Source organism: Streptomyces noursei ATCC 11455 (assembly GCF_001704275.1).
In the GTDB taxonomy this organism is placed as follows: domain Bacteria; phylum Actinomycetota; class Actinomycetes; order Streptomycetales; family Streptomycetaceae; genus Streptomyces; species Streptomyces noursei.
On the sequence record NZ_CP011533.1, the window covers coordinates 4903752 to 4929544 of the forward strand.

Genomic DNA, 25793 nt, shown 5'->3' on the forward strand with positions numbered 1-25793 from the left:
TGAAGACATCCCGGCGCCTTGCGATCGCACGCACCAGGCGCCGCTCCTTCTTCCACGGAGATCCATCAGAAGCGCCCTAGGTCATGGCACGGGCCACCATAGCGACTGCCGTTTTCAAGGCCAGGACGGGTTTGTTCCGCGCGGCCCTGGGCTCGTCTTTCCCCGGCGCGCACGGCTAAACCCGGTCCCCGTCAGTTCCGGCAGCGGGGCAGTTCGTCGTCGAGCTGGTCCGGCCGGACGCGGATGCCCGGCATCCAGGCCGGGCCGCCGTCGTGGTCGACCCGGAACCAGATGCTGCTGTGTCCGCCGGCCTCGTCGGTGACGGCGATCCCGTCGGCGATCTTGCACACGGCGCGCAGCACCTCGCCGTGCCAGACGTGCCCCACGACGTTGCGCCGGTCATACGGCGCATAGGGGTCGTGTGCCAGGCCGAGCGCGCAGTAGTCGGTGTGGCTGTGCTGGCAGGCCCGTTCGACGTTGTTCACGGTGATCCGGGCGGATCCGGCGGTCGGCCCCGGGGCCGAGGCGGCCGGCTCCCGGCCGTCGCCCCCGTCCGCCCGGCTGCCGGCATCCGCACCGGTCAGTGCCAGGACGGCGAATGCGGCGCCGGCGAGCACGGCGGCGGTGCCGAGCCCGGCGAGCACCAGGCGCAGCCGGCGCCGTCCGGACGGGGCGTCCCCGGGTTCCGCGTCCCCCGGTCCCGCCGGCTCCTCGGCGCCCGGTCCGGTCCCGGTGTGCGGCCCCGCGATGGGCACCGGTGGCTCGTCCGCCGCCTCCTGGGCGCGGTGCAGCAGCTCCACCAGCGCGGGCAGCCGGTCCTCGCCGGTGAACGAGAGCTTGCACCACTGCACCAGCAGCCGTTCGTCGGGCAGGCCCTGCCCGCGGAGGTACCGCGAGAGGGACGAGCGGCTGGCCGGCAGCCGTCCCGCCAACTGCTGGAGGCTGTATCCCAGTTCGCCGTGCATACGGCGCAAGGCGGCGACGAAGTCCCGTGCGGGACCGGAGAGTTCTGCGGGGAGCGGGGCGAGAGGCTTGCGGCGGATGTTCGTGGCGTGGTTCTCATGGCCAGGCACGTCTCGCATTCCAGCACAGTGGACATGCGCGTGCGAGGGGCACTTCCGCTCCCCTGTGACGGAAGTGCCCCTCGTTACGTGATCCGGAACGAACACGGACCGTTCGGTGACGTTTCACGTGAAACAGTGCGCCGCGGCTCCGTGAGGGTGGTGCCGGATCCGTCGGACGTACCGAGTCCGCTCGCCGGCGTCGTTCAGTCGCCGAACGCCACGGGCCGGTAGGGCGTGAACTCGGCGTCGCCGCCCGGCAGACCGTAGGTCAGGCTCCGATGGTCGGTGCCGTGACCTCCCCGCTGCTCGAAGGCGGTGTACGAGGAGTGCGCGGCGTCGTTCCACTTCTCGAAGATGACGACGTGCCGGTTGTTGTTGTCCCCCGTCGCGTCGATGAGCAGGTCGCCGCCCCGCAACGCGCCGAGCGCTATGGGTCGGGTGAGGCCGCGGTCGGAGGCCAGGCCCACGGTGTTGGTGCCCGGCGTCGGCAGCCCGAGGGCCATCGACACATAGCCGGAGCAGTCCTGCCGGTAGCCGTCCTTCCAGACCTTGGCCTGGCTGTACGGGACCTGCGCGCCGTTGTCGGCGGTCAGCCAGGTGGCGGCGCGCGCCAGCATCTCCTGGCGTGAACTGCCCGGCTGCTGCGGCGGCTGACCGCCGTGGACGGGTATGCCCGGCAGCCGGTCCTGCGGTATCGCCACCGCGACCACGGTGAGGAAGCCCTTCACCGGCCCGGTGATGTGGGCCATGAAGGTCGAGCAGGCGCTGCCCTCGCACACCCGGTGGCCGGTGTCGACCTGGTAGTCGGCGGTGATCCGGTCCCGGCCCGGCCCGGAGGTGTTGATCATTCCCACGGCGGGGGAACGCGTGTCGACGCCGGCGTGCACCACCCAACGGGTGCCCCAGGTGGGGAAGTCGGCGGGTGCGGTCCGTGGTGCGTTGCTCGCGGCACCTTGCGCGACCCCGGCGACCCCGGTGATGCCGAGACCGGCCGCGGCGGCCGCGGGAAGCACCCGGCGCAGCAGGGCCCGACGGAGTGCGGATCCCGCGCCCTCCACGGGGGTTGTGCCGTCCCCCGGTGGCGTGGTGCCGTGTTCAGCCATGCGTGCCCCTCCGCGTCATCGGTCCGTGCCGTTCGCCTGATCGGTTCGCGGCGACGGGGACCATGCTCGGGCGGGACGCGGACGACGAACGGCCGATCCCCGTCCTGTGGGACGCACCTGCCCTCTCACAAGGCTGTGACCTGCAAGGACGTGCCGGTGGGCGGGGGTTTTCGGGACGCCGTCGGGGGCGTGCTGGGACATGACGGGACAGTCGCGGGCGGCCCGGGGTCGCGCGTCGCCGACCTCCCAGGGGGAGGCCGGCACGGAGAAAGGGCGCCCGCCGGGGGATTCGCGGGCGCCCTGCTTTGGGGGCGGCGGAGTGCCTTCGGGCGATGGCCCGGATTACCAGGAGGCCGCCGTGTTCGGGTCCGTCTGCCAGTACGACACCCGCGCGTTGTCGTCGATGTACGCCGAGCCGCCGGGCAGTGCGACCTTCGCCGAGCCGCCGACGCTCCCGTTGCCGTCCCGGCCGGAGAGGCTGACGGACAGCGAGGTCGCGTTGACGCCGTTGCTGCCGCCGTCGGCCCCGGACAGCAGCACGCTGGCGTAGCCGGACTCCCCCGGGGTCAGCGTGACCACCGCCTGCGGCTTGCTGTCCGGCATCTCGGCCACCGCCGCCTGGGCGTTGTCGAACTGCAGGAAGGGGTAGGCGTAGAGGTCGCAGGTGGCGCCCGAGGTGTTGGTGGCCTGCAGCATCAGGTGGTTGATCGGGCGGGTCAGCGGCTTCGCCACGATACGGATCTTCGCCGCGTCGCAGGCGGTCCGCCGGGCACCGGAACCCGTGCCCCCGCCGTTGGCGGACGGGCCCGCACCGCCCGAGGAGCCGTGCTTACCGGCGCCGGCCGTGCTGTCCGTGACGGTGGTGCCGCCCTTGCTGCTGTTGCCGTCCTTACCGTCCTTACCGTCCTTGCCGCCCTTGCTGTCCTTACTGCCGTTCCCCGTGGGCGCGTTGCTGTCCTGTGTGCCCTGCCCGCTCTGCCCGCCGTCGGCCGCCGGGTCCTTGGAGTCCTGCGGGGCCGGGTTGAACGGCTTGGCGTCGCTGGTCTTGAGCGGGTTGTCCTGACCGCCGCAGGCGGTGAGGGTGAGCGCGGCGACGGCGGTCAGCCCGGCCGCGGCGATCCGCAGCGTACGGCGCCGGACCGTGCGGGAGCTACGGGCGGCGGTGGCGTCGGTGCGTGGCATGTCCGGTCTCCCCCGGTCGACGGGCGCTGTGCTGCGCTCCGTGGCGTGGCCGGGCGTGGTCGGCGCCCGGCGCGGTCGGTCCTGCGGTCTGACCACAAGACTGCCGACCGCCGCTGCCGTGCCACTAACGCCTGCCTAACGTCCGCCCCGCGCCGCTCAGCGGGGCGTGTCACCAGGGCGTCCGCCCTGCCCCCCGGGCTCCGTTCCGTCGCCGCTCTCCCGCCCCCGCTCGCCGTCCCCGCCCTCGTCCCGGGCGAACAGCTGGGTCAGGGTGCTGATCGTGTAGACGTCGGTGGCCTCTTCGTCCACCAGGTGCATCTCCGCGAGCCGCTCCAGGCCGTCCTGGGTGCGCTCCTGGTCGGACCCGGCGAGCGCCGCCGCAGCGGATGCGTTGAGATGTCCGTCGGGGCTGTTCGCCAGCGCCCGGAGCAGCCGCGCGTCGTCCGCGGACAGCCGGGCGACGGACATCCGCAGCGCCGCCGCGATCCCGGTGTCCTCCGCCGACAACAGTGCCAGCCGCCGCCGCTCGTCGCGCAGCGCCGAGGCCAGCCTGGCCAGCCGCCAGCGCGGCCGGGCGGTCAGCTGCGCCGCCGCGGCCCGCAGCGCCAGCGGCAGCCCGTCGCACAGATCCACCAACTCCCGGGCCGCGGCCGGGTCCTCCGCGACCCGCACCGACCCGAGCATGGCGCCGAGCAGCGCTGCGCCCTCCTCGTGGCCGAGGGCCTGGAGGCCCACCGGCCAGGCGCAGTCCGTGGCGACCAGCCCGTCGAGCCGGCTGCGGCTGGTGACGACCGTGGCGCAGTGCGGACCGCCGGGCAGCAGCGGTCGGACCTGCGCCGAACTCCGCGCGTTGTCCAGGACGACCAGCAGCCGGCGTTCGGCCACCAGCGAGCGGAACAGCGCCGAGGCGGCCTGTGCGGAGCCGGGCACCCGCTCCGGACGGGTGCCGAGCGCCAGGAGGAAGTCGCGCAGGATCTCGGCCGGCGCGGCCTCGTCGCCCTCGCCGAAGCCGCGCAGATCGGCGAAGAGCTGCCCGTCGGGGAAGGCCCCGGCATGCAGATGCGCCCACTGCACGGCACAGGCGGTCTTGCCGACGCCGGCCGGGCCCGCGACCACGGCCAGCGGGCTCTCCCCGGTCGTACGGTCCGCCAACGCTTCGGTCAGGGCCTGGAGTTGGTACTCCCGGCCCAGGAAGCGCGCGGGCGGCCGGGGAAGCAGCCGGGGCGCCGCACCGGCCCTGTCCCGACCGTTCTCCGTCCCCGCCGGCGTGGCCGTCCCGCCGGCCGCGCCGGTGCTCCCGCCTTCGGGCGACGGTGCGGCGCCATCAGGTTTCACGTGAAACGCGCGCCCCTCGGCCGACGCGTCCTTGCCCCCGCGCGCCGGCTCAGCGGCCTTCCGCCCCCTGTCCGTGGCCTCCGCCCGCAGGATCTCCTCGTACGCCGCGCGCAGCCGCTCACCCGGATCGACCCCCAGCTCCTCGCTGAGCAGCCGCCGGGTGCGGTGGTACCACTCCAGTGCGTCGGACTGCCGCCCGGTCCGGAACAGCGCCCGCATCAGCGCGGCGATCAGCCCTTCCCGCAACGGGTGGTTGACGGCCGCGGAGTACAGCAGGGCCGCGGCCTGTTCCTGCTCGCCGAGCACGCCGTACGCCCGGGCCAGGGCCTCGACGGCGGACAGCCTGCGCTCCTCCAGGGCGTGCGCGGCGGCGGCGAAGGGCGGGCTGGTGACCGTGCCGGTCAGTGCCGGCCCGCGCCACAGCCCCAGCGCCTCGCGCAGCAGCGGCACGGCATCGGCCGGCGCGGCCTCCGGTCGGGCCAACGCGACCAGCTCACCGAAGCGGTGAGCGTCGATCAGCTCCTCCGGCAGCCGCAGCAGATAGGCCGAGCCGTGCGTGGCCAGCTCGATGCCGTACGCCTCGGCTCCGCCCGCGGCCAGCGTGGCGCGCAGCCGTGAGACATGCCCCTGCACGACCGTACGGGCGTGCTCGGGTGGTTCGTCCTCCCACAGGGAGTCGATCAACTGCTCCAGTGGGACGGTGGTGTTGGGCTGCAGAAGCAGCAGTGCCAGCACACTGCGCCGTTTGGCGGGCCCGAGCGACAGCTCCTCGGAGCCGCTTGTCACGGAGATCGGGCCGAGCAGCGAGAATTCCAACTCAGCTCTCCAGGAATGCCGTAAGGGCGTTCGCCAGCAGGTACGGGTCCTGGGCGCCGCACAGTTCGCGGGCCGAGTGCATCGACAGGATCGCGACACCGATGTCGACGGTCTGGATGCCGTGCCGGGCGGCGGTGATCGGGCCGATCGTGGTGCCGCACGGCATCGAGTTGTGCGACACGAAGGACTGCCAGGGCACACCGGCCCGCTCGCAGGCCGCGGCGAACACCGCCCGCCCGCTGCCGTCGGTCGCGTACCGCTGGTTGACGTTCACCTTGAGGATCGGTCCGCCGTTGGGCATCGGGTGGTGCCCCGGTTCGTGCCGGTCGCCGTAGTTGGGGTGTACGGCGTGCCCGGTGTCCGACGACAGGCAGACGGTGCCGGCGAAGGCCCGGGCCCGGTCCTCGTACCCGCCGCCGCGGGCGAAGACCGAGCGCTCCAGCACCGTGCCGAGCAGCGGGCCGTCCGCGCCGGTGTCCGACTGGCTGCCGTTCTCCTCGTGGTCGAAGGCGGCCAGGACCGGGATGCCGGACAGTCGGCCGCCGTCGGTTGCCGCCGCGGCGAGCGCCGCCGTACCGGCGTGCACGGACAGCAGGTTGTCCATCCGCGGCCCGGCGACCAGTTCGCGGTCGCGCCCGAGGTAGGCGGGTGGTTCCACGCTGTGCACCATCAGGTCCCAGCCCTTGATGTCACCGGCCGGGACCCCGATCTCGTCCGCCACGAACGCGATCAGATCGCCCTCGGCGACCTCGCCCAGTCCCCAGATCGGCGTCATATGGCGCTGCTTGTCGAGCTTGAGGCCCTCGGTGTTCACCGATCGGTCCAGGTGTACGGCCAACTGCGGCACCCGCAGCAGCGGCCGGTCCACGTTGACGAGCCGGTTGCTGCCGTCGCTCAGGGTCACCCGGCCGCTGAGCCCCAGATCGCGGTCGAGCCAGGTGTTGAGCAGCGTCCCGCCGTAGATCTCGACGGCGATCTGCCGCCAACCGCGGGCGCCGGTGTCCGGGATCGGCTTGACGCGGAGGTTGGGGGAGTCGGTGTGCGCCCCGACGATGCGGAACGGGGTCGCGGCGCTTGCGCCCTCGGGGACGTACCAGGCGATGATCGCGCCGCCGCGCAGCACGTACTTGCCGCCGCTCCGGCCGTCCCATGCGTCGGTCTCCGCCACCTGCCGGAAGCCGGCCTTCTCCAGCCGTTCCGCCGCGTTCGCCACCGCGTGGTACGGCGAGGGGCTGGCGGCGAGGAAGGACATCAGGTCGTCGGTGTGGCCGCGGTCGAAGCGGGCGGAGTTGGTCATGGATTCAGCATAAGGAGCCAACTCCGCTCTACCGCGTGCCCCTAGGCCGCGACTCCGTTGCCTTCCGGCCACGATTTTCCCATTCCAGAGCGGATACGCCGTTGGAGCGCCCGATTCCGGTCCCACTCGGCCGCACGGGCACCGGTGGGCTCGTCCGCACCATCCGTCCCGGCATGACGATGCCCGCCTCCCCGGGGGAAGAAGAGGCGGGCACCATCAGTGTCGGCAGTGATTCTGAGAGGTTTGTGAGAACCCCGTGACGGTCCGGGAACAGCTCCCGGACCGTCAGGACTCAACAGCGGCTCAGAACGCGGCCTCGTCGAGCTCCATCAGGGACTGGTCGACGGAGTCGGCCAGCGTGCGCTGGAGCGCCACGCCGGGCAGGACGTTGTGCGCGAAGAACTTCGCGGCAGCGATCTTGCCCTCGTAGAACGGCTTGTCCTTCGACGACGCACCGGCCAGCTTCTCGGCGGCCACCGCGGCGCCCTTGAGGAGCAGGTAGCCGACGACGACGTCACCGGAGGCCATCAGCAGGCGGGTGGTGTTCAGGCCGACCTTGTAGATGGACTTGACGTCCTTCTCCGTGGCGGCGAGGTCGGTCAGCATGGCGCCGACGATGCCCTCCAGGGCCTCGGCGGCCTTGGCCAGCTCGCCGCGGGCCTGCTCCAGCTCGGCGCCGCCCTCGGCGTCGGCCAGGAACTTCTTGATCGTTTCCGCCAGCTGGGTCAGGGCGGCGCCCTGGTTGCGGACGATCTTCCGGAAGAAGAAGTCCTGCCCCTGGATGGCGGTGGTGCCCTCGTAGAGGGTGTCGATCTTGGAGTCCCGGATGTACTGCTCGATCGGGTACTCCTGGAGGTAGCCGGAGCCACCGAAGGTCTGCAGCGACTGGGCCAGCTGCTCGTAGGACCGCTCCGAGCCGTAGCCCTTGACGATCGGCAGCAGCAGGTCGTTCAGCGCGTGCGCGGCGGACGCGTCCTCGCCGGCGGCCTCCTTGATCAGGATCTCGTCCTGAACGGTGGCGGTGTACAGCACCAGGGCGCGCATGCCCTCGGCGTACGCCTTCTGCGTCATCAGCGAGCGGCGCACGTCCGGGTGGTGGGTGATCGTGACGCGCGGGGCGGACTTGTCGGTGAACGCCGCCAGGTCTGCGCCCTGCACGCGCTCCTTGGCGTACTCCAGGGCGTTGAGGTAGCCGGTGGAGAGGGTCGCTATCGCCTTGGTGCCGACCATCATCCGGGCGAACTCGATGATCCGGAACATCTGGCGGATGCCGTCGTGCTTCTCGCCGATCAGCCAGCCCTTGGCGGGGTGGCGGTCGCCGAAGGTCATCTCGCAGGTGTTGGACGCCTTCAGGCCCATCTTGTGCTCGACGTTGGTGGCGTAGACGCCGTTGCGCTCGCCCAGCTCGCCGGTCTCGAAGTCGAACTCGTACTTCGGCACGAGGAAGAGGGAGAGGCCCTTGGTGCCGGGGCCGTGACCCTCGGGACGGGCGAGGACGTAGTGGAGGATGTTGTCCGCCATGTCGTGCTCACCGGAGGTGATGAAGCGCTTCACACCCTCGATGTGCCAGGAGCCGTCCTCCTGCTTGACCGCCTTGGTGCGGCCGGCGCCGACGTCCGAGCCGGCGTCGGGCTCGGTCAGCACCATGGTGGAGCCCCAGCCCTTCTCCGTGGCGATCTTGGCGATGTGCTTCTGCTGCTCGGTGCCCTCCTCGAAGAGCACGCCCGCGAAGGCCGGGCCGGAGGCGTACATCCACACGGCGGGGTTCGAGCCCAGGATCGACTCGGCGAAGGCCCACAGCAGGGAACGCGGCGTCGTGGTGCCGCCGATCTCCTCCGGGACGCCCAGGCGCCACCACTCGGCGTCCATGTACGCCTGGTAGCTCTTCTTGAAGGTGTCCGGCACCGGCGCGGTGTTGGTGTCCGGGTCGAAGACCGGGGGGTTCCGGTCGGCGTCGGCGTACGAATCGGCCAGCTCGTTCTCCGCGAGCCGGGCGATCTCGGACAGCACGCTCTTGGCGGTGTCGACGTCCATCTCCGCGAACGGTCCGGTGCCGTACACGCTGTCACGGCCGAACACCTCGAAGAGGTTGAACTCGATGTCGCGGAGATTCGACTTGTAGTGCCCCATGGGTACGGCTCCGTAAGGGTTCGGGAGGACCTCTGTACGAGGAAGACCTCGACGCGAGGAAGGGACCTCGATACGCAATACCAGCAAGTAGCTACGATGATGCTACCCATCGGTAATAAGAAGCAACCCCTAACGGCCGATCTGTGACGAGCGTCCCCCGCGCCACCCCGAATCAGTACGCTGTGGCGCATGTACGGCTACGACCAGAACGCGGGTGCCGGGCAGCAGTACGGAGCGCCGCCCCCGCCGCAGCAACCGGCCCCCGGGGGCTACGGCGAGCAGCCGCTGTATCCCGAGCCGTCCCCGCCCTCCCTCGCCGACGCGGTGCGGGCCTTCACGACCGGCTCGATGTCGGCCGAGGACTTCCAGGGCATCTTCTCGACGTCCAAGGTCTACTGCCCGCGCGGTGACAACCCCGGTTTCCTGGCGCTGCACAACACCCAGCAGCCGGTGATCCCGATGTTCACCTCGCTCAAGGAGCTGCGCCGGTACGCGGGCAAGGAGTCCAAGTACTTCGTGATCACCGGCGCCGAGGTGCTCGACCTGCTGCCGACCGGCTACGGATTCGTCCTCGACATGGAGGGCGACCACCGGATGGTCTTCGACGCGAAGGCCGTGGAGCAGATGGTCGACTTCGCCATGCGCCGGATGTACGGCTAGCCGGCATTGCCGGGCGGGCCGCCGACGATGCTCTCGGGGCGGCCTGCCCCCACCCTTTCTTCTCTCCGCTGACCTGCGGAAACCTTCATGGGGCCGAATCGGGAATGGCGCACGCCTTGCCAGTTGTTCAGCTTTCAACTAACTTGTTTGAAGCGCGAACGACCGAGGAGGCCGTCATGCCCGCCGTGACCATAGAGAATCCGCTGACCCTGCCGAGGGTGGCCGCGCCCGCCGGGGCACGCACCCGGCCCGTGCTCACCGTCAACACCGCCCCGAGTGGTTTCGAGGGCGAGGGCTTCCCGGTGCGCCGCGCCTTTGCCGGGATCGCCTACCGGCACCTCGACCCGTTCATCATGATGGACCAGATGGGCGAGGTGGAGTACGCGCCTGGAGAGCCCAAGGGCACGCCCTGGCACCCGCACCGCGGCTTCGAGACCGTGACGTACCTGCTCGACGGCACGTTCGTGCACCGTGACTCGCACGGTGGCGGAGGGGTCATCAACGACGGCGACACCCAGTGGATGACGGCGGGCTCCGGCCTGCTGCACATCGAGGCGCCGCCGGAGTCGCTGGTGATGTCGGGCGGCCTCTTCCACGGCCTCCAGCTGTGGGTGAACCTCCCCAAGAGCGACAAGATGATGGCGCCGCGCTACCAGGACATCGGCGGCGGCCGGGTCAAGCTGCTGACCTCCGCCGACGGCGGTGCGCTGCTGCGGCTGATCGCCGGTGACATCGACGGTCACCAGGGACCGGGCGTCACGCACACCCCCATAACGATGGTCCATGTGACGGTGAGCCCGGGTGCCGAGGTCACGCTGCCCTGGCGTGCGGACTTCAACGGCCTCGCCTATGCCCTGGCCGGACGTGGCACCGCCGGTGCGGAGGGCCGTCCGTTCCACATGGGCCAGGCGGTCGTCTTCGGAGAGGGCGACGCGCTCACGATCCGGGCCGACGAGAGCCAGGAGTCGCGCAGCCCGAACTTCGAGGTGGTGCTGCTGGGCGGACTGCCGATCCGCGAGCCGATGATGCACTACGGACCGTTCGTCATGAACACCCACGCCGAACTGGCCCAGGCCTTCGAGGACTTCCAGGCCGGCCGGCTGGGCACGATTCCCGCTGACGCGCTATGAGCGGCCGCTGATGGCGGGATCGCGGGGGCGGTGTTTCACGTGAAACACCGCCCCCACACACGTGTTTCACGTGAAACGCCGTGATGTCGGCCGCATACCGGCCCGTGAGGGAGGCGCCCAATACGCCTCACCGGCCGCTCTGCCGTGGTGGACTGTCCGGGTGCGAAACGACTCGGATCAAGACCGGAGCGGCGCCGAGCCCGGCCGGCCGCCGCACTCTGCGCCCCTGCTCCCGATCGAGGCCCGCCGCGCCGCGGCGTGGTGCGCGGCCGGACTGCTGGTCGCGGCGGTGGTCGCCGTCGGCGTCTGGCTCTGCGTCGAGTTGAGTGCCGCGGTCACCCCCGTGCTGCTGGCCCTGCTCGGCAGTGCGCTGCTCGGTCCGGTGTACCGGCGACTGGTGGCGATGCGCCTCAACCGTTCGTTGGCGGCCGGGCTGACCTGCGCCCTTCTGATGGTTGTGGTCGGTGGCGCCGGATACGTCGTGGTCAGCGCGCTGGTCGACACCGGGGACCAGATCCTCGCCTCGCTCAAGGACGCGTCGGCGGATCTCACCAAACACTTCGGCGTGGCCGGGAATTCACTCAGCGATCTCGCCACCAACGCCAAGACGCTGGTCGGCAGGTTCGGCAGCACCGCCGCCTCCGGGCTGCTGGCCGGCGTGAGCATCGTGGGTCAGTTCATCGCCGCCGCGGTGCTGGCCCTGCTGCTGACGTTCTTCTTCCTGCGCGACTCGGACAAGGCGGTCGGTGCGCTGCATGACTGGTCGCCGGGCAACTCGGGCCCTCAGCTGGAACGGATGGCCCGCCGCGGCTTCCAGTCCATCGAGGGCTTCATGCGCGGCACCACCTTCATCGCGCTGATCGACGCCGTCTGCATCACCGTCGGCCTGCTGATCCTGGACGTTCCGGGTGCGCTCGGCCTGGGCGCGCTGGTCTTCGTCGGCGCCTACATCCCCTACCTCGGCGCGTTCATCTCCGGCGCCGTGGCGATCCTGGTGGCCTTCGCGGACCGGGGCGTCGTGATCGCGCTCTGGGCGCTCGGCGTGGTCCTCGCCGTCCAGGTGCTGGAGGGCCACGTCCTCCAGCCCATGATCCAGAGCCGTACGGTCCAGATGCATCCGGCGGTGGTCATGCTGGCGATCACCGCGGGCGCGAGCGTCGCCGGGATCCTCGGCATGCTGCTGTCCGTCCCGCTCACCGCGGCGATCTCCGGCGTCCTGCACGAACTGCGCAAGCACTACGCGGCGGGCTCGGGGACGGACTCCTCGTCGCCGGGCGACACCGCGCCGGGCGACTCCCCCGCCGCCCCGGCGTCCTCGTAGAGCTCGAACCACGTCGACTTGCCGTCCCCGCGCGGGTCCACTCCCCACGCCCCGGCCAGCAGTTCCAGCAGCACCAGGCCGCGCCCCGAGGACGCCAGCTCACCGGGCCGGCGGCGGTGCGGCAGTTCGTCGCTGCCGTCGGCGACCTCGACCCGGAGGCGCCGGGTACCGCGCTCGCCGGAGACCTCGGCGACCAGCAGCGCGTCCCCGTCGGTGTGCATCAGCACATTGGTGACGATCTCGGAGACCAGCAGGGCCGCGGAATCCACCTGGTCCGGGTCGCGCCAGTCGTGCAGCACATCGCGCATCTGGCGGCGCGCCGCGGCGATCCGCTCCGGCTCCGCCTGCGCGACGGAGAACACGGTGCGCCGCCCGGGCCGCTGCGCGAGCCGGTCCCCGGCGCCCACGCCGCAGCTGGCACCCTCGCGGGAGAGCAGCAGCAGGGCGATGTCGTCCTCGCGACGGTCCACCAGCGGACCGGTGGTGTGGTGCGACGACGGGCCGTGCACCGCCTGGACCAGGGCGTCGGCCAGCTGCTCCAGGCTCTCCGCACCGCCCTCGTCGGTCCCGGTCCCGTGCGTCTCGAAGACGTCGCGCAGCCGTCCCCAGCCGGTCTCCAGGTCGTGGCCGCCGGTCTCGATCAGTCCGTCGGTGCAGACCAGCATGGTCTCGCCGGGCTCCAGCACGATCCGGGTGGTGGGGTAGTCGCCGTCCGGGTCGATGCCCAGCGGCAGCCCGCCCGAGGTGGGCCGGATCATCACCGCGCCGTCGGCCATCCGGATCGCCGGGTCCGGGTGGCCGGCCCGCGCCACGTCGAGCAATCCGGTGGCCGGGTCGACCTCTATGTACAGGCAGGTCGCGAAGCGCTGGTCCTCGCCGTGGCCGCGGAACTCGGTCTCGTTGATCCCGGCGAGGAAGCGGGAGGCGCGGGAGAGCACCGCGTCGGGGTGATGCCCCTCGGAGGCATAGGCGCGCAGCGCGATCCGCAGCTGCCCCATCAGGCCCGCGGCCCGTACGTCATGGCCCTGGACGTCCCCGATGACCAGCGCGATCCGCCCGGACGGCAGCGGGATCATGTCGTACCAGTCGCCGCCGACCTCCAGTCCGCCGCCGGTCGGCACATAGCGGGCCGCGACCGTCATCCCGGGGATGTCCGGCTGCACCGTCGGCATCATGCTCCGCTGCAGCCCCACCGCCAGCTCGTGCTGCGACTCCTGCACACCGGCCCTGGCCAGTGCCTGGGCCAGCATCCGGGCGACGGTGGTCAGCACCGAGCGCTCGTCCGGGGTGAAGCCGACCGGCTGGGCGAACCCGGCCATCCAGGCGCCGATCGTCCGGCCCGCGTTCACCAGCGGCAGATACGCCCAGGACGTGCGGTCGAGAGCGGCGGCCAGGGGCCAGGTGGCGGGGTAGCGGCGCTGGTAGTCCTCCGGGGTGGGCAGGTAGATGGCCCGGCCGGTGCGCACCACCTCGGCGGCGGGGTGGTCGGTCTCCAGCATCATCTCGGAGAAGGGCAGCTCGTCGCCGGGGAGGTGCCCGTGGTGGCCGATCACCGAGAGTCGGTCGCCCTGGATGCCGAAGACCGCCAGGCCGTCCGGCATGAATCCGGGCATGGAGAGTCCGGCCGCGACCCGCAGTACCTCGGCCGTGGACCGCGCCTCGGCCAGCGCTCGGCCCGCGTCCAGCAGGAACGCCTCGCGCGAGCGGTGCCAGTCGCCGGTGACCGGGGCCCGTGCCGCGGAGGTGCCGGGCTGCGGCTCGGGCACCTCCTGGAGGGTGCCGACCAGTTCGAAGTCGCCGTCGACGATCCGGGGCCGGGAGCGGGAGCGGACGATGCGCAGCACCCGCCCGCGCTCGTCCACGATGCGCAGCCGCGCCTCGGCGACCGTCCCCTCGGAGACCGCGAGCTGGACGACGCCGTTGATCTCGGCGAAGTCGACGGGATGAAAACGGGAGCGCACGGCGGCCTCGGTGAGTTCGGCCGGCTCGGCGGGAAGCCCCAGCAGCCGGGCCGCTTCCGCGTCGAGGGTCACTCGGCCGGATGCGTTGTCCCAGCGCCACAGGCCGGTCGCGATGGCGGCCAGGAGGTCCTTGGTGCGCATTGCATCACTTTAGGGGGATTTGGCGAGGCCCGACCAGCGAGCCGGACGTGACCATCGTCGCAGCCCGGAGGCCCGGTTTCACGACGGGGGGACTCTGATGGGTATATGTCAACCAGCTCGCCGGAGCCGGGCGGTAACCTGGAGCGGTTATGCCACTCCTGGGGTGGTCTTTCGGGTGATCCACAAGGCGATCGATCGGGCACGCGAGCCTGCTATCTCCCCTTCCCGCCCGTCAGCTCCCCACCTCGACTCGCGACGACTTGGATGAGCGATGCATCGGTACCGGTCCCATAACTGCGGCGAGCTCCGAGCCGCGGACGTCGACACCGACGTCCGTCTCAGCGGCTGGCTGCACAATCGACGTGACCTGGGCGGCATCCTCTTCATCGATCTGCGCGACCACTACGGTCTCGTGCAGCTCGTCGCCCGCCCCGGCACCCCGGCCAACGAGGTTCTCGGCTCGCTGACCAAGGAGACCGTCGTCCGCATCGACGGCAAGGTCAGCGCCCGTGGCACCGAGAACGTCAACCCCGACCTGCCGACCGGCGAGATCGAGATCGAGGTCGGCGAGGTCGAGGTGCTCGGCGCCGCCGAGCAGATCCCGTTCACGATCAACGCCGAGGACGGTGTCAACGAGGAGAAGCGCCTCGAATACCGCTTCCTCGACCTGCGCCGCGAGCGCATGCACCGCAACATCATGCTGCGCACGGCCGTGATCTCCGCGATCCGGCACAAGATGGTGGCCCTCGGCTTCAACGAGATGGCGACCCCGATCCTGTCCGCGACCTCCCCCGAGGGCGCCCGCGACTTCCTGGTCCCCTCCCGTCTGCACGCCGGCAGGTTCTACGCGCTGCCGCAGGCACCGCAGCAGTTCAAGCAGCTGCTGATGATCGCCGGCTTCGACCGCTACTTCCAGATCGCGCCCTGCTTCCGCGACGAGGACGCCCGCGCGGACCGCTCGCCGGGCGAGTTCTACCAGCTCGACGTCGAGATGAGCTTCGTCGAGCAGGAGGACGTCTTCCAGCCGATCGAGCAGCTGATGACCGAGCTCTTCACCGAGTTCGGCAACGGCCGCACGGTCACCTCGCCCTTCCCGCGCATCCCGTTCCGCGAGGCGATGCTCAAGTACGGCTCCGACAAGCCGGACCTGCGCGCCGAGCTGGAGCTGGTGGACGTCTCCGACGTCTTCGCGAACTCCGGCTTCAAGGCGTTCGCCGGCAAGCACGTCCGCGCCCTGGCCGTGCCGGACACCGCCGACCAGCCGCGGAAGTTCTTCGACCAGCTGGGCGACTTCGCCGTCGCGCAGGGCGCCAAGGGCCTGGCGTGGGTCCGGGTCGGCGAGGACAACGCGCTCGCCGGCCCGATCGCCAAGTTCCTCACCGACGACGATGTCAAGGCGCTGGTCACGGCCCTCGACCTGAAGCCCGGTCACGCCGTCTTCTTCGGCGCCGGTGACTTCGACGAGGTCTCCAAGATCATGGGTGCGGTGCGCGTCGAGGCCGCCAAGCGCGCCGGGCACTTCGTGGAGAACGAGTTCCGCTTCTGCTGGATCGTCGACTTCCCGATGTTCGAGCGCGACGCCGACACCGGCAAGATCGAGTTCTCCCACAACCCGTTCTCCATGCCGCAGGGCGGCCTGGAGGCGCTGGAGACCAAGGACCCGCTGGACATCCTCGCCTGGCAGTACGACATCGTCTGCAACGGCACCGAGCTGTCCTCCGGCGCGATCCGGAACCACGAGCCGGACGTCATGTACAAGGCGTTCGCGATCGCCGGTTACGACAAGGAGACCGTGGAGGCCGAGTTCGGCGGCATGCTCCGCGCCTTCAAGTTCGGCGCCCCGCCGCACGGTGGCATCGCCCCCGGCGTCGACCGGATCGTCATGCTGCTCGCCGACGAGCCCAACATCCGCGAGACCATCGCCTTCCCGCTCAACGGCAACGCGCAGGACCTCCTGATGGGCGCCCCGTCCGAGGTCGACGAGGCCCGCCTCAAGGAGCTGCACCTGAGCATCCGCACCGGCCCGGCGAAGCCGACGCCGTACAAGCCGACCAAGTAGGACGGCGGACAGGGGCCCGGGACCGCGGTGGTGGTCCCGGGCCCCTGCGCATTCCCCGGGGGAAGACCGCCGCCGCGGGTCCCCTACGAGGGACGCCCCCGGACCGAACGGTCCAGGGGCGTCCCTTCTGCGTTGTCAGCTCCGCGCGTCGGGCGTCAGCCCTCGTCGCCGCCGAACCGCTCCCGGTAGGTCTCCAGGTCATCCTCGGTGATCTTCGCGAAGAGCACCGGCGGCACCGTGAACGGCGTCCCGGCGGGCACGAACGCCAGCGCCTTGGCCTCGTCCTGCGACACCCACGCGGCCGTGTCGCCCTCCAGCGCGAACGCGCCCCGCATGGCCTTCGCCGACGCCGGGATGAACGGCTCGGAGACCACCGAGTAGAGGTGGATCAGGTTCATGGCGGTCCGCAGCGTCAGCGCCGCCGCGTCCTTGTCCGTCTTGATCTCCAGCCACGGGGCCTTTTCCTCCAGGTAGGAGTTGCCCGCGCTCCACAGGGCGCGCAGCGCGGCCGACGCCTTGCGGAACTGGAGCGCCTCCATGTGGCCCTCGTACTCGGCGAGCAGCCCGGCGATCTCCTCGCCCAGCTTCTGCTCGGCGGCCCCGGCCTCGGCACCCGCCGGCACCTCGTCGCCGAACCGCTTCCGCGAGAACGACAGCACCCGGTTGACGAAGTTGCCGAGGGTGTCGGCCAGGTCCTTGTTGACCGAGGACGAGAACAGCTCCCAGGTGAAGGACGTGTCGTCGGACTCCGGGGCGTGCGCCATCAGGAAGTAGCGCCAGTAGTCGGCCGGCAGCAGCTCCAGCGCCGCATCGGTGAAGATGCCGCGCTTCTGCGACGTGGAGAACTTCCCGCCGTAGTAGTTGAGCCAGTTGAACGCCTTGAGGAAGTCGACCCGCTTCCACGGCTCGCGGGTGCCCAGCTGCGTCGCCGGGAACATCACGCTGTGGAACGGCACGTTGTCCTTGGCCATGAACTCCGTGTAGCGGACGTCGTCGGCCTCGTACCACCACGACTTCCAGTCGCGCTCCTCCGGCGCCTGGTCCGCCCACTCCTTCGTCGAGCCGATGTACTCGATCGGGGCGTCGAACCAGACGTAGAAGACCTTGCCCTCGGCGGCCAGCTCCGGCCACACGTCGGCCGGCACCGGCACGCCCCAGTCCAGGTCGCGGGTGATCGCCCGGTCCTGGAGGCCCTCGGTCAGCCACTTGTGGGCGATGGACGACGCCAGGGTCGGCCATTCCTTGCTGCCGTTGCCGGCCAGCCAGCCCTCGACCTCGTGCTGGAGCTTCGACTGGAGCAGGAAGAGGTGCTTGGTCTCGCGCACCTCCAGGTCACCGCTGCCGCTGATCGCCGAGCGGGCGTCGATCAGGTCCGTCGGGTCCAGGACGCGGGTGCAGTTCTCGCACTGGTCGCCGCGCGCCTTGTCGTAGCCGCAGTGCGGGCAGGTGCCGACGATGTAGCGGTCGGGCAGGAAGCGGCCGTCGGCGTTCGAGTAGACCTGGCGGATGGCCCGCTCTTCGATGAAGCCGTTCTCGTGCAGCTTGCGCGCGAAGTGCTGGGTCAGCTCGACGTTCTCCTGCGAGGAGCTCCGGCCGAAGTGGTCGAACTCCAACCCGAAGCCGTCGTAGATCGCCTTCTGCTTGTGGTGCTGCTCGGTGCAGAACTCGGCGACGGACTGCCCCGCGTCCTTCGCCGCCAGCTCGGCGGGCGTGCCGTGCTCGTCGGTCGCGCAGATGTAGAGGACGTCGTGACCGCGCTGCCGCAGGTACCGGGAGTAGACATCGGCCGGGAGCATGGACCCCACCATGTTGCCCAGGTGCTTGATCCCGTTGATGTACGGAAGGGCGCTGGTGATGAGGTGTCGAGCCATTGCCGGCTGCTCCCAAGTCGCTACGGTGAGTGATGAATTGCTTTACGCAACGTCAATATCGTACTGGACGGGGTAGGGGTCCCCGCTCGAGCATTTTCGGGCCCGGAAGGGGGCCGCGAGCGGTGACTCGCCCGCTCGTTCCCCGGGAAACGGGCCCCGTGTCCCTCTCCGTCCATCATCACGCACACGGCCTGCGCCCTTCTGCCCTGTTTCACGTGAAACAGCCGCGGCCGGACCCGATCGGGTCCGGCCGCGGCCTGAGAGGCGGGAGATGCCGTGGGTCAGCTGTCCTTGAGGACCTTGGCGGTGCGGGCCTCGGTCAGCCACTCGGGGAACTCGACCATCAGCTGCTGGTAGAGCTCGTCGTGGGAGAGGCCGCGGGGGTCGCGGCCGGCGTGGAAGAAGCCGGCGTTGTCGACGACGCGCTTCTCCGGGACGGTCAGGTCGTCGAGCTTGCGGAGGAAGTCGAAGCCCTTGGCCTCCGGGTCACCGAACCCGATGAACTGCCAGAAGATGGGGAGCCCGGCCGCCTCGCACAGGGCCCGCTCGGCCGCGGGCTTGGACGTCGGTGCGCCGTCGGTCTGGAAGATGACGAACGCGGGGTGGGCGGAACCCGACTTCTTGTAGTGCTCGACGACGGCCTCGATGGCCCAGTGGTAGTTCGTCCGGCCCATATGGCCGAGGCCGGAGTGCAGCTCCTCGATCCGGCCCTCGTAGGTGGTGAGGTCCAGGTCGGCGGTGCCGTCCACGTCGGTGGAGAAGAAGACGACCGGGACGGTGGCCTTGTCGTCGAAGTGCGCGGAGAGGCTGAGGGCCTGCTCGGCGAGGTGCTGGACGGTGCCGTCCTTGTAGTAGTTGCGCATCGAGCCGGAGCGGTCGAGAACCAGGTAGACCGTGGCGCGCTGCTGGGTGAGCTGGTGCTTCTCCAGCGTGGCCCGTGCCGCGTCGTAGAGCGGGAGGAGGGCGGGGGCGACCGCCGCGACCGGGTGGGGTGCGTCGGTGGCGGGGGCCTGCTTCGCGGTCTCAGCGGGCGCGGTGACCTCGGCGGACTCCGTGACCTCGACGGGCGCTGTGACCTCGGCGGCCGGGGCCGGCTCGGGGGTCGGCTCGTCGGCGGTTTCGGTGGCTGCCGGCGCCGGAGCGTCGGCGACCTCGGGCGTCGCTTCTGCCTCGGCCGTCTCGGTCTCTTCGTGGGCCTGCTCCACCGGGGCCTGGGCCGGTGCGTCCTCCGTGTCGGAGGGCCGGTCCGCCGCTGGGGCTTCTTCCTTTTCCTTCGCCTGCGGCGGCTGTGCGTCCGGCGCCGGCTCGGTCGCCTCCTCCCTCGCGGTGGGTGCGGCGGCGGTCGCCGGGGTGTCGAACGCCCGGCTGACCAGGTCGGCGGCGCTGTCGGCGGCGGCCGGAGCGGTGGTGGCCGGAGCGTCGTCGGCGACGGCGTCGGACCCCGACCCGCGCTCGTCCTTCGCCGCGGGCTCTTCCACGAGCTCCTTGGCGGTGGCCGCTTCCTCGCGCGGGGCCTCGGGCGTCCCCGTGCCCTGGTCCGCGACCGCCTCCGTGCCCTCGTCGGTCTCCTTGCCGGCGGCCTGGGGCTGGGGTGCCTCGGTCGTCGGCTTCGTGGCCTCGGGGGCGGGCGCCGGCTCGTCCCGCACGGGGGCCTCTTCCTTCGCCGCGGGCTCCGGTGTGCGCTCAACCGGTCGGCTCTGGGCGGGCAGTGAGGCGGTGACCGGCGCCGGCGCGGGCGCTGGCTCGGCGGGCGCCGTGCGGGCAGCCGGGACCTCGACCTCGGGAGTCGCGGCGGCCGGAGCCGGGGTGGATTCCTCGCGGGCCTCCGGGATGGTTGCCGATTCCGGCTTGTCGGTGCTGTCCCGGGCCGCGCCGGATCCGTCGCGGGTCGCCTTGGAGCGACCAAAGGCGTTGCGCAGCAGACTCCGAATGCCCATCGGCTGACCTCTCTTGCGTGTGGTGGGTGCGGCGAATGTCCGTGAAGCACGGACATGTCCCTGACCAGGACGGATACGTAAGGGTAGCGGCCTGCACCGGCTTGATCGTGGGAACCCGCGCCTCGCATGGTGGGCCATACGGGGGTGTTGGGCGGGGATGCGGTTTCGGCCAGCGCGTCGCCGGTCCGGAAAACGCACGCAGGGCGAGGGATATTGTGCACGCATCCTTTGCGGAAAAGCTCCGATTGATCATTAAAAAGAGACGACGTGACCGTTTGCAGGGCGGGTCTTGATCCCCCGCATGGTGCGGAAGTGGCGTATGGCGTGCCCAATGTGACGGATAGCGAAATTGTCGGGGATGTCGACGCGGGGTGCTGCTGCGGCCCGAAGCGCGACGAGACAACTGGCTTGGGGTTCGGGTCAGTTCGGGACGGGGTGCGGGAGACGGTTCGGTCCGCGGTGATCTCGGCGCTGAAGAGGGTGTCTTGTCGCCAGGTGTTCACCGGTATGTCGTTTCACGTGAAACATGCACGTGGTTCCGTCGGTTGTGATGGACCTCCCGGCCCCGCCCACGCACATCACGTGGGGGAAACGAACAGGCAAGAGCTCGGTAAGAAGTGAGTCGTGCAGGTATCCGATTCCCGGATGCGCCCGTCTTCTCCGGTGACCATTGTCCTGAGCCGCCCGTTGTGCCTCGGGGGGCGGCCGGTGAGAAGGCAAGAACCCTTTCGAGGGTGACGGGAGATGTGGGCGCATGGGGCTGACCAGTCAGTCGCTCGAAATCACGGTGATCGTGCTGGCGGTGGTCTGTGTTGCCGCGACGGTGTGGCTCTGGCCCCGGCTGTCGCGGAACGGGTGGCGCCACGTGTTGGGGAGGCTGGGGGCCATCGCGGTCACCCAGCTGTCGATCGTGTCCGCGCTCGCCCTCGCGGTGAACGCGAATTTCGAGTTCTACGGCAACTGGGACGAGTTGCTGGGCAACAACGAGCAGGCCCCGGCCTCGGTGAGCCAGGGCGACGGGCAGTACGCCACGGTCGGCAATATCAAGGGCGGGCTGATCCAGCCCGCCGGCCCCCAGGGGCTCGACCGGGTGACCGGACTGCCGCAGGGACCCGCCAGCAAGGTGGGCAAGGTCGAGTCCGTACGGATCATCGGCCGCCGCACCCGGGCCATCAACCCGGGCTTCGTGTATCTGCCGCCGCAGTACTTCCAGCAGCAGTTCCACCGGCAGCGCTTCCCCGTCATGGTCGTCATCAGCGGCTACCCGGGCGGGATCATGAACCTCGCGCAGCATCTCCAGATTCCGCAGAACGCGGGCCAGTTGATCGCGCAGGGCAAGATGCAGCCGACCGTGATCGTCATGGTGCGGCCGACGATCGCGCCGCCGCGCGACACCGAGTGCGTGGACGTGCCGGGCGGTCCGCAGGCCGAGACGTTCTTCACCAAGGATCTGCCGGATGCCATGAAGTCGGCCTACCGGGTGGGCCATGACCCGAGCGCCTGGGGCGCGTTCGGGTACTCGTCCGGTGGTACCTGCTCGCTCCAGCTGGCGATGCGCAACCCGAAGGCGTACACCTCGGCGGTCTCGCTCTCCGGCGACTACGCGATCAAGGACGACCTCACCACCGGGAGCCTCTTCGGTCCCGGCCCGACGGGCGCCCAGCACCAGCGCGAGCACGATCTGCTGTGGCGGCTGCAGAACTTGCCCTCGCCGCAGGTCTCGGTGCTGGTGGCCAGCAGCCGCCAGGGCGAGTCGGACTACGGCGACACCATGAAGTTCATCCACGCGGTGAAGCCGCCGATGCGGGTCGACTCGATCATCCTGCCCCACGGCAGCCACCAGTTCGGGACCTGGCGGCGGGAGGTCGTACCGGCCCTGGAGTGGCAGAGCCAGCAGCTGACCTTCCCGCAGGACACCGAGCCGAACCCGCCGCAGAAGCCGGCGCCCGGGCAGACGAAGGGTGTGGCCAAGGGGCAGGCGCCCGCCGACGACCCGTCCCACAAGCGGGTGGAGGCCGAACGCCCTCAGAGGTGAGGCGAGTGCCGCCCGGGGCGGCAGCATGCGCAAGGGGGCGCCGGACCGTTCCGGCGCCCCCTTCGTCGTGCGGCCGGCCCCCGTGTGAGGACGCCGTTCTGTCCCCGGCCGCTCACCGCCCGCGCCGTGGGGTCCCGCCCCAACGGGACCCGGCCCGCCGCGGCGGGCCCGGCTCACGGCCGGTAGGCCATCCCCGGTTCAGGCTTCGCCGGGGAGAGCAGCTGGGACACGGTGACGACCGTGTAGCCGCGCTTCTTGAGCTCCTTGAGGATGCCGGGGACGGCCGGCACGGTGCCCTTGTAGATGTCGTGGAGCAGGATGATGCCGTCGCGCTTGGTCTGGTCGAGCACCCGCTTGGTGATCAGCGCCGAGTCGGTGGTCTCGTAGTCCTTGGCGGTCACGCTCCACAGGACCTGCGCCAGACCGAGTTCCTTGCTGATCTCGGAGACCGTGCCGTCGGTCCGGCCCTGCGGCGGGCGCATCAGCGTCGGCGTCTTGCCGGTGATCTTGCGGACCTCGTCCTGGACCCGGGACAGCTCGCGCTTGGCCTCGTCCGGCTTGATCTCCGTGAGGATCTGGTGGGACCAGGTGTGGTTGGCCAGCTCATGGCCCTCGGCGTCGATCCGCTTCACCTCGGCGGGGCGCTCGGCGATGTGGTTCTTGCCGAGCATGAAGAACGTGGCGTGGGCCTTGTTCTCCTTGAGGATGTCCAGCAGCCGGTTGGTGTTCTCGCTCGGGCCCGCGTCGAAGGTCAGCGCCACGCACTTGGCCTTGCGGCAGTCGACGTCGCCGCCGGCGTCCCCACCCTTGGAGTCCTTGGCGTCCTTGGCGTCCTTGGCCTTCACGTCGGCCGCCGGGGCGTCGGCCCGCGCGTCGGCCGGTGCGGTGACGTCGTAGCTGGCGCAGCCGCTGAGGGCCAGGGCCAGGGAGGCGGCCGTCAGCAGCCCGACCATGGACGAGCGGCGGGCCGCGGATATCTGCTTCGGCATGCGATGTCTTTCCTGGAGTCGTTCGCTGGGGTGCTGGCTGCTGTGGCGTGCTCGGCGTTCTTCCTCGAAGCCCTTTCGCTCACGGGTGGTCCCCGGGACGTCGGCGACCCGGGGTCCGGGCACGGCGAAGCGGACGCGGACGGGCCATCGGCCCGGCGCGCCGAACGTCTGCCGCACGGACTCCAAGGACTATACATATGAGGTACACACCCCGTGTATAGGTGGGGTGGGGTGTGCCGCGCCGCGTGCGACAGCCCGATCGGGTGCGCCCCGCGCGACACCCCGCCGCGTCCGCGGTGGACTGCTGCTGTGACCGCCCCGCCGGACGACTGCCTGGCCCGCAACGACTGGATCTGCGGCGACTACCTGAGCACCCGCCGCCAGATCCTGCTCGACGCGGTCGGCCAGCATGTGCAGTTGACCGTGGTCTCGGTGGGGCTCGGGCTGGTGATCGCGCTCCCGCTGGCGCTGCTGGCCCGACGCCGGCGCTGGACGGTCGGTCCGGTGCTCGGCATCACCACCGTGATCTACACGATCCCCTCGCTGGCGATGTTCTCGCTGTTGCTGCCGGTCTACGGGCTCTCCGCCACCCTCGTCGTGGTCGGCCTCGCCCTCTACTCCCTCACCCTGCTGGTCCGGAACATCCTGGCGGGGCTGGACGGCGTCCCGGCCGGAACCAAGGAGGCCGCCCGCGGCATGGGCTACGGGCCGATGCGGCAACTGCTGGCCGTGGAACTGCCGCTGGCGGTGCCCGCCGCGATGGCCGGACTGCGCATCGCCACGGTCTCCGCGGTCGCCCTGACCACCGTCGGCGCGATCGTCGGGTACGGCGGGCTGGGCAACCTCATCTACGCGGGCATGAACGCCTACTTCAAGGCGCAGGTGCTGACCGCGTCCGTGCTCTGTGTGCTGATCGCGGTCGTCTTCGACCTGCTGCTGCTCGGCGTGGAGCGGCTGCTCACACCGTGGCGCCGGGCGGGTCGGAGCCCGCGACCGGCGCGCGGGAGGAGGCTGCCCACCGCCTCCGGACGGCGGGCATGAGCACCCCCGCCGCGGTCTGGGCCTGGCTGACCACCGCCGCCAACTGGTCCGGCGAGAACGGCGTCTGGCACCGGCTCGCCCAGCACGCCGCCCTGACCTTCGCCTGTCTGGTGCTCAGCGCCCTCATCGCCCTGCCGATCGCGCTGACGCTGGGGCACCTGGGCCGCGGTGGCGCGCTCGCGGTCAACCTGGCCAACGTCGGCCGCGCGGTGCCGACCTTCGCGGTCCTGGTCCTGCTCCTGCTGACCCCGATCGGGCGGCACGAAGAGTGGCCGACGATCATCGCGCTGGTGCTGTTCGCCGTGCCGCCACTGCTGACCAACGCCTATGTCGGGATGCGCGAGGTGGACCAGGACGTGGTCCGGGCCGCGCGGGGCATGGGGATGACCGGGGTGCAGCTGGTGTGGCGGGTGGAGGCTCCGCTCGCCCTGCCGCTGGTGCTCACCGGGGTGCGGATCGCCGCCGTGCAGCTGGTGGCCACCGCCACGCTGGCCGCGCTGGTGGGTGGCGGCGGTCTCGGCCGCATCATCACCGCCGGCTTCAACCTGGCCAGTACCCCGCAGGTGGTGGCCGGTGCGGTGGTGGTCGCGGTGTTCGCGCTGCTGATGGAGGCCCTGTTCGAGCTGGTGCAGCGGTTGGCGCCGGCACGGGTGCGCGGGCGGCAGCGGTGAGGACGCCCCGCGCGGCCCCGGCCCCGGCCCCGCTCCGCTTCGTGCGCGGCGCACTGCGCGCGTTGACCGCCCTGGCCGCGCTCACCGGCCTGGTCTCCTGCGCCGGCGGGCCCTCGCTGGAGCATCGCGGCGCGATCACCGCCGCGCCCGGGGACAGTCGCGAACTCGCCGTCGGCTCGGCCGGCTTCACCGAGAGCGAGCTGCTCGCCCAGATGTACGCGGCGCTGCTCCGCCAGGCCGGCTATCGCACCCATGTGCTCACCGTCGGCAACCGCGAGCTCTACGAACCCGCGCTGGAGGCCGGCCAGATCGACGTCGTCCCCGAATACGCCGCCACCTTCGCGGACTGGCTCAACGCCAAGGAGCACGGAGCCCAGGCCGCCCCGGTCGCCTCCCCCGACCTCGACGCCACCATGACCGCACTGCGCCGGCTCGCCGCCCCGCGCGGTCTGACGGTGCTCCCGCCCGGCCGGGCCGTCGACCAGAACGCCTTCGCGGTGCGTGCCTCCTACGCCGCCGAGCACCGCCTCCGCACCCTCAGCGACCTGGGTCGCGCCAAGCTGCCGGTGCGGCTGGCGGCGGGTGACGAGTGCGTCCAGCGGCCGTTCTGCGCACCGGGGCTGCGGAAGACGTACGGCATCAACATCACCGCCGTGGACCCCAAGGGAGTCGGCACCACGCCCGCGAAACAGGCCGTCCAGAACGGCCAGGACCAGATGGTGCTGACCACCAGCACGGACGCCACCCTCGACCAGTTCGGTCTCGTCGTCCTCGCCGACGACCGCAAGCTCCAGAACGCCGACTATGTCGTGCCCGTCGTCAACCGCTCCAGGGCCGGCAGCGGCCGCCCGACCGCCGCGCTGAACCGGCTCAACCGCGTGCTGACCACCGAGGACCTGGCCCGGCTCAACGAACAGGTCGACAGCTGGCGCCGGCTCGCCGCCGACGTGGCCCACAACTACCTCGTGTCGAAGGGGCTGTTGAGCAAGAGCTGACGGCGCCGGGCGGTGTTTCACGTGAAACACCGCTCCCCCGATGCCGTTTCACGTG

Annotated in this window: 18 protein-coding genes; 8 read left to right on the forward strand and 10 right to left on the reverse strand. The window is 71.0% G+C overall.

The window, feature by feature from the left end:
- Window positions 1–191: 191 nt before the first annotated feature.
- The 6 genes from SNOUR_RS20725 to SNOUR_RS20750 all read right to left on the reverse strand — a co-directional run bounded on the left by SNOUR_RS20725 (window position 192) and on the right by SNOUR_RS20750 (window position 8927).
- Window positions 192–1082, reverse strand: coding sequence for a helix-turn-helix domain-containing protein (locus tag SNOUR_RS20725; protein WP_067349382.1), 891 nt, complete (start codon window positions 1080–1082; stop codon window positions 192–194).
- Window positions 1083–1267: 185 nt separating this feature from the next.
- Entirely contained in the window at window positions 1268–2167 is a 900-nt protein-coding gene (locus SNOUR_RS20730) for an NlpC/P60 family protein (RefSeq protein WP_067349385.1), read from the reverse strand.
- Between the two features lie 342 nt (window positions 2168–2509).
- Window positions 2510–3349, reverse strand: a complete 840-nt coding sequence (locus SNOUR_RS20735) for a DUF4232 domain-containing protein (protein ID WP_067349387.1) — start codon at window positions 3347–3349, stop codon at window positions 2510–2512.
- Window positions 3350–3505: 156 nt separating this feature from the next.
- A complete protein-coding gene (locus SNOUR_RS20740) occupies window positions 3506–5500 on the reverse strand; it encodes an AfsR/SARP family transcriptional regulator (RefSeq protein ID WP_067349390.1) in 1995 nt (664 codons plus the stop codon).
- A gap of 1 nt (window position 5501) precedes the next feature.
- On the reverse strand, window positions 5502–6797 hold the full coding sequence (locus tag SNOUR_RS20745) for a M18 family aminopeptidase (protein ID WP_039634868.1): 1296 nt from the start codon (window positions 6795–6797) through the stop codon (window positions 5502–5504).
- Between the two features lie 303 nt (window positions 6798–7100).
- Window positions 7101–8927, reverse strand: coding sequence for an acyl-CoA dehydrogenase (locus SNOUR_RS20750; protein ID WP_067349393.1), 1827 nt, complete (start codon window positions 8925–8927; stop codon window positions 7101–7103).
- A 189-nt stretch (window positions 8928–9116) separates the two neighbouring features.
- Between SNOUR_RS20750 and SNOUR_RS20755 the strand changes: the two genes are divergently transcribed.
- From SNOUR_RS20755 to SNOUR_RS20765, 3 genes are all read left to right on the forward strand, one after another.
- Window positions 9117–9587, forward strand: a complete 471-nt coding sequence (locus tag SNOUR_RS20755) for an SseB family protein (RefSeq protein ID WP_016571781.1) — start codon at window positions 9117–9119, stop codon at window positions 9585–9587.
- Between the two features lie 176 nt (window positions 9588–9763).
- Window positions 9764–10717 carry a pirin family protein gene (locus tag SNOUR_RS20760; RefSeq protein WP_067349395.1) on the forward strand — a complete coding sequence of 318 codons (954 nt, stop codon included), beginning with the start codon at window positions 9764–9766 and terminating at the stop codon, window positions 10715–10717.
- 160 nt (window positions 10718–10877) lie between these two features.
- The gene (locus SNOUR_RS20765; protein WP_067349397.1) at window positions 10878–12038 is read left to right on the forward strand and encodes an AI-2E family transporter; all 1161 of its coding nucleotides are present in this window, start codon (window positions 10878–10880) and stop codon (window positions 12036–12038) included.
- On the opposite strand, the gene SNOUR_RS20770 is transcribed toward SNOUR_RS20765, so the two are convergent.
- A complete protein-coding gene (locus tag SNOUR_RS20770; protein ID WP_067349400.1) occupies window positions 11954–14140 on the reverse strand; it encodes an ATP-binding SpoIIE family protein phosphatase in 2187 nt (728 codons plus the stop codon). The two genes, SNOUR_RS20765 and SNOUR_RS20770, sit on opposite strands and share 85 nt — an antisense overlap.
- Before the next feature lie 271 nt (window positions 14141–14411).
- Here SNOUR_RS20770 and aspS point away from each other — a divergent pair, with 271 nt between their 5' ends.
- Window positions 14412–16199, forward strand: coding sequence for an aspartate--tRNA ligase (gene aspS, locus SNOUR_RS20775; protein ID WP_067349402.1), 1788 nt, complete (start codon window positions 14412–14414; stop codon window positions 16197–16199).
- A gap of 155 nt (window positions 16200–16354) precedes the next feature.
- Here the strand turns inward: aspS and metG are convergent, their stop codons facing one another.
- A complete protein-coding gene (metG, locus tag SNOUR_RS20780; RefSeq protein WP_067349404.1) occupies window positions 16355–18070 on the reverse strand; it encodes a methionine--tRNA ligase in 1716 nt (571 codons plus the stop codon).
- 281 nt (window positions 18071–18351) lie between these two features.
- Window positions 18352–20007 (reverse strand): VWA domain-containing protein, encoded by a 1656-nt coding sequence (locus SNOUR_RS20785; RefSeq protein ID WP_067349407.1) that lies wholly within the window; start codon window positions 20005–20007, stop codon window positions 18352–18354.
- 754 nt (window positions 20008–20761) lie between these two features.
- Here SNOUR_RS20785 and SNOUR_RS20790 point away from each other — a divergent pair.
- Window positions 20762–22042: an alpha/beta hydrolase gene (locus SNOUR_RS20790; protein ID WP_067349409.1), complete on the forward strand. Its 1281-nt coding sequence runs from the start codon at window positions 20762–20764 to the stop codon at window positions 22040–22042.
- Between the two features lie 173 nt (window positions 22043–22215).
- Here SNOUR_RS20790 and SNOUR_RS20795 read toward each other — a convergent pair whose 3' ends face one another.
- The gene (locus SNOUR_RS20795) at window positions 22216–23031 is read right to left on the reverse strand and encodes a polysaccharide deacetylase family protein (RefSeq protein WP_067349412.1); all 816 of its coding nucleotides are present in this window, start codon (window positions 23029–23031) and stop codon (window positions 22216–22218) included.
- 309 nt (window positions 23032–23340) lie between these two features.
- On the opposite strand from SNOUR_RS20795, the gene SNOUR_RS20800 reads away from it, so the two are divergent.
- Genes SNOUR_RS20800 through SNOUR_RS20810 form a run of 3 tightly spaced genes read left to right on the forward strand, consistent with a single transcriptional unit; the run spans window position 23341 to window position 25738 of the window.
- Window positions 23341–24072: an ABC transporter permease gene (locus SNOUR_RS20800; RefSeq protein ID WP_067349415.1), complete on the forward strand. Its 732-nt coding sequence runs from the start codon at window positions 23341–23343 to the stop codon at window positions 24070–24072.
- On the forward strand, window positions 24069–24743 hold the full coding sequence (locus tag SNOUR_RS20805; RefSeq protein WP_067358566.1) for an ABC transporter permease: 675 nt from the start codon (window positions 24069–24071) through the stop codon (window positions 24741–24743). Before SNOUR_RS20800 ends, SNOUR_RS20805 begins: the two co-directional genes overlap by 4 nt.
- Entirely contained in the window at window positions 24740–25738 is a 999-nt protein-coding gene (locus SNOUR_RS20810; RefSeq protein ID WP_376738533.1) for an ABC transporter substrate-binding protein, read from the forward strand. Before SNOUR_RS20805 ends, SNOUR_RS20810 begins: the two co-directional genes overlap by 4 nt.
- The last annotated feature ends 55 nt before the right edge of the window (window positions 25739–25793 follow it).

Coding starts and splice junctions, on each gene's coding strand:
- SNOUR_RS20725 (WP_067349382.1), bottom strand. CDS start 1,082: ATGCGAGACGTGCCTGGCCATGAGAACCACGCCACGAACATCCGCCGC.
- SNOUR_RS20730 (WP_067349385.1), bottom strand. CDS start 2,167: ATGGCTGAACACGGCACCACGCCACCGGGGGACGGCACAACCCCCGTG.
- SNOUR_RS20735 (WP_067349387.1), bottom strand. CDS start 3,349: ATGCCACGCACCGACGCCACCGCCGCCCGTAGCTCCCGCACGGTCCGG.
- SNOUR_RS20745 (WP_039634868.1), bottom strand. CDS start 6,797: ATGACCAACTCCGCCCGCTTCGACCGCGGCCACACCGACGACCTGATG.
- SNOUR_RS20750 (WP_067349393.1), bottom strand. CDS start 8,927: ATGGGGCACTACAAGTCGAATCTCCGCGACATCGAGTTCAACCTCTTC.
- SNOUR_RS20755 (WP_016571781.1), top strand. CDS start 9,117: ATGTACGGCTACGACCAGAACGCGGGTGCCGGGCAGCAGTACGGAGCG.
- SNOUR_RS20760 (WP_067349395.1), top strand. CDS start 9,764: ATGCCCGCCGTGACCATAGAGAATCCGCTGACCCTGCCGAGGGTGGCC.
- SNOUR_RS20770 (WP_067349400.1), bottom strand. CDS start 14,140: ATGCGCACCAAGGACCTCCTGGCCGCCATCGCGACCGGCCTGTGGCGC.
- aspS (WP_067349402.1), top strand. CDS start 14,412: ATGCATCGGTACCGGTCCCATAACTGCGGCGAGCTCCGAGCCGCGGAC.
- metG (WP_067349404.1), bottom strand. CDS start 18,070: ATGGCTCGACACCTCATCACCAGCGCCCTTCCGTACATCAACGGGATC.
- SNOUR_RS20785 (WP_067349407.1), bottom strand. CDS start 20,007: ATGGGCATTCGGAGTCTGCTGCGCAACGCCTTTGGTCGCTCCAAGGCG.
- SNOUR_RS20790 (WP_067349409.1), top strand. CDS start 20,762: ATGGGGCTGACCAGTCAGTCGCTCGAAATCACGGTGATCGTGCTGGCG.
- SNOUR_RS20795 (WP_067349412.1), bottom strand. CDS start 23,031: ATGCCGAAGCAGATATCCGCGGCCCGCCGCTCGTCCATGGTCGGGCTG.
- SNOUR_RS20805 (WP_067358566.1), top strand. CDS start 24,069: ATGAGCACCCCCGCCGCGGTCTGGGCCTGGCTGACCACCGCCGCCAAC.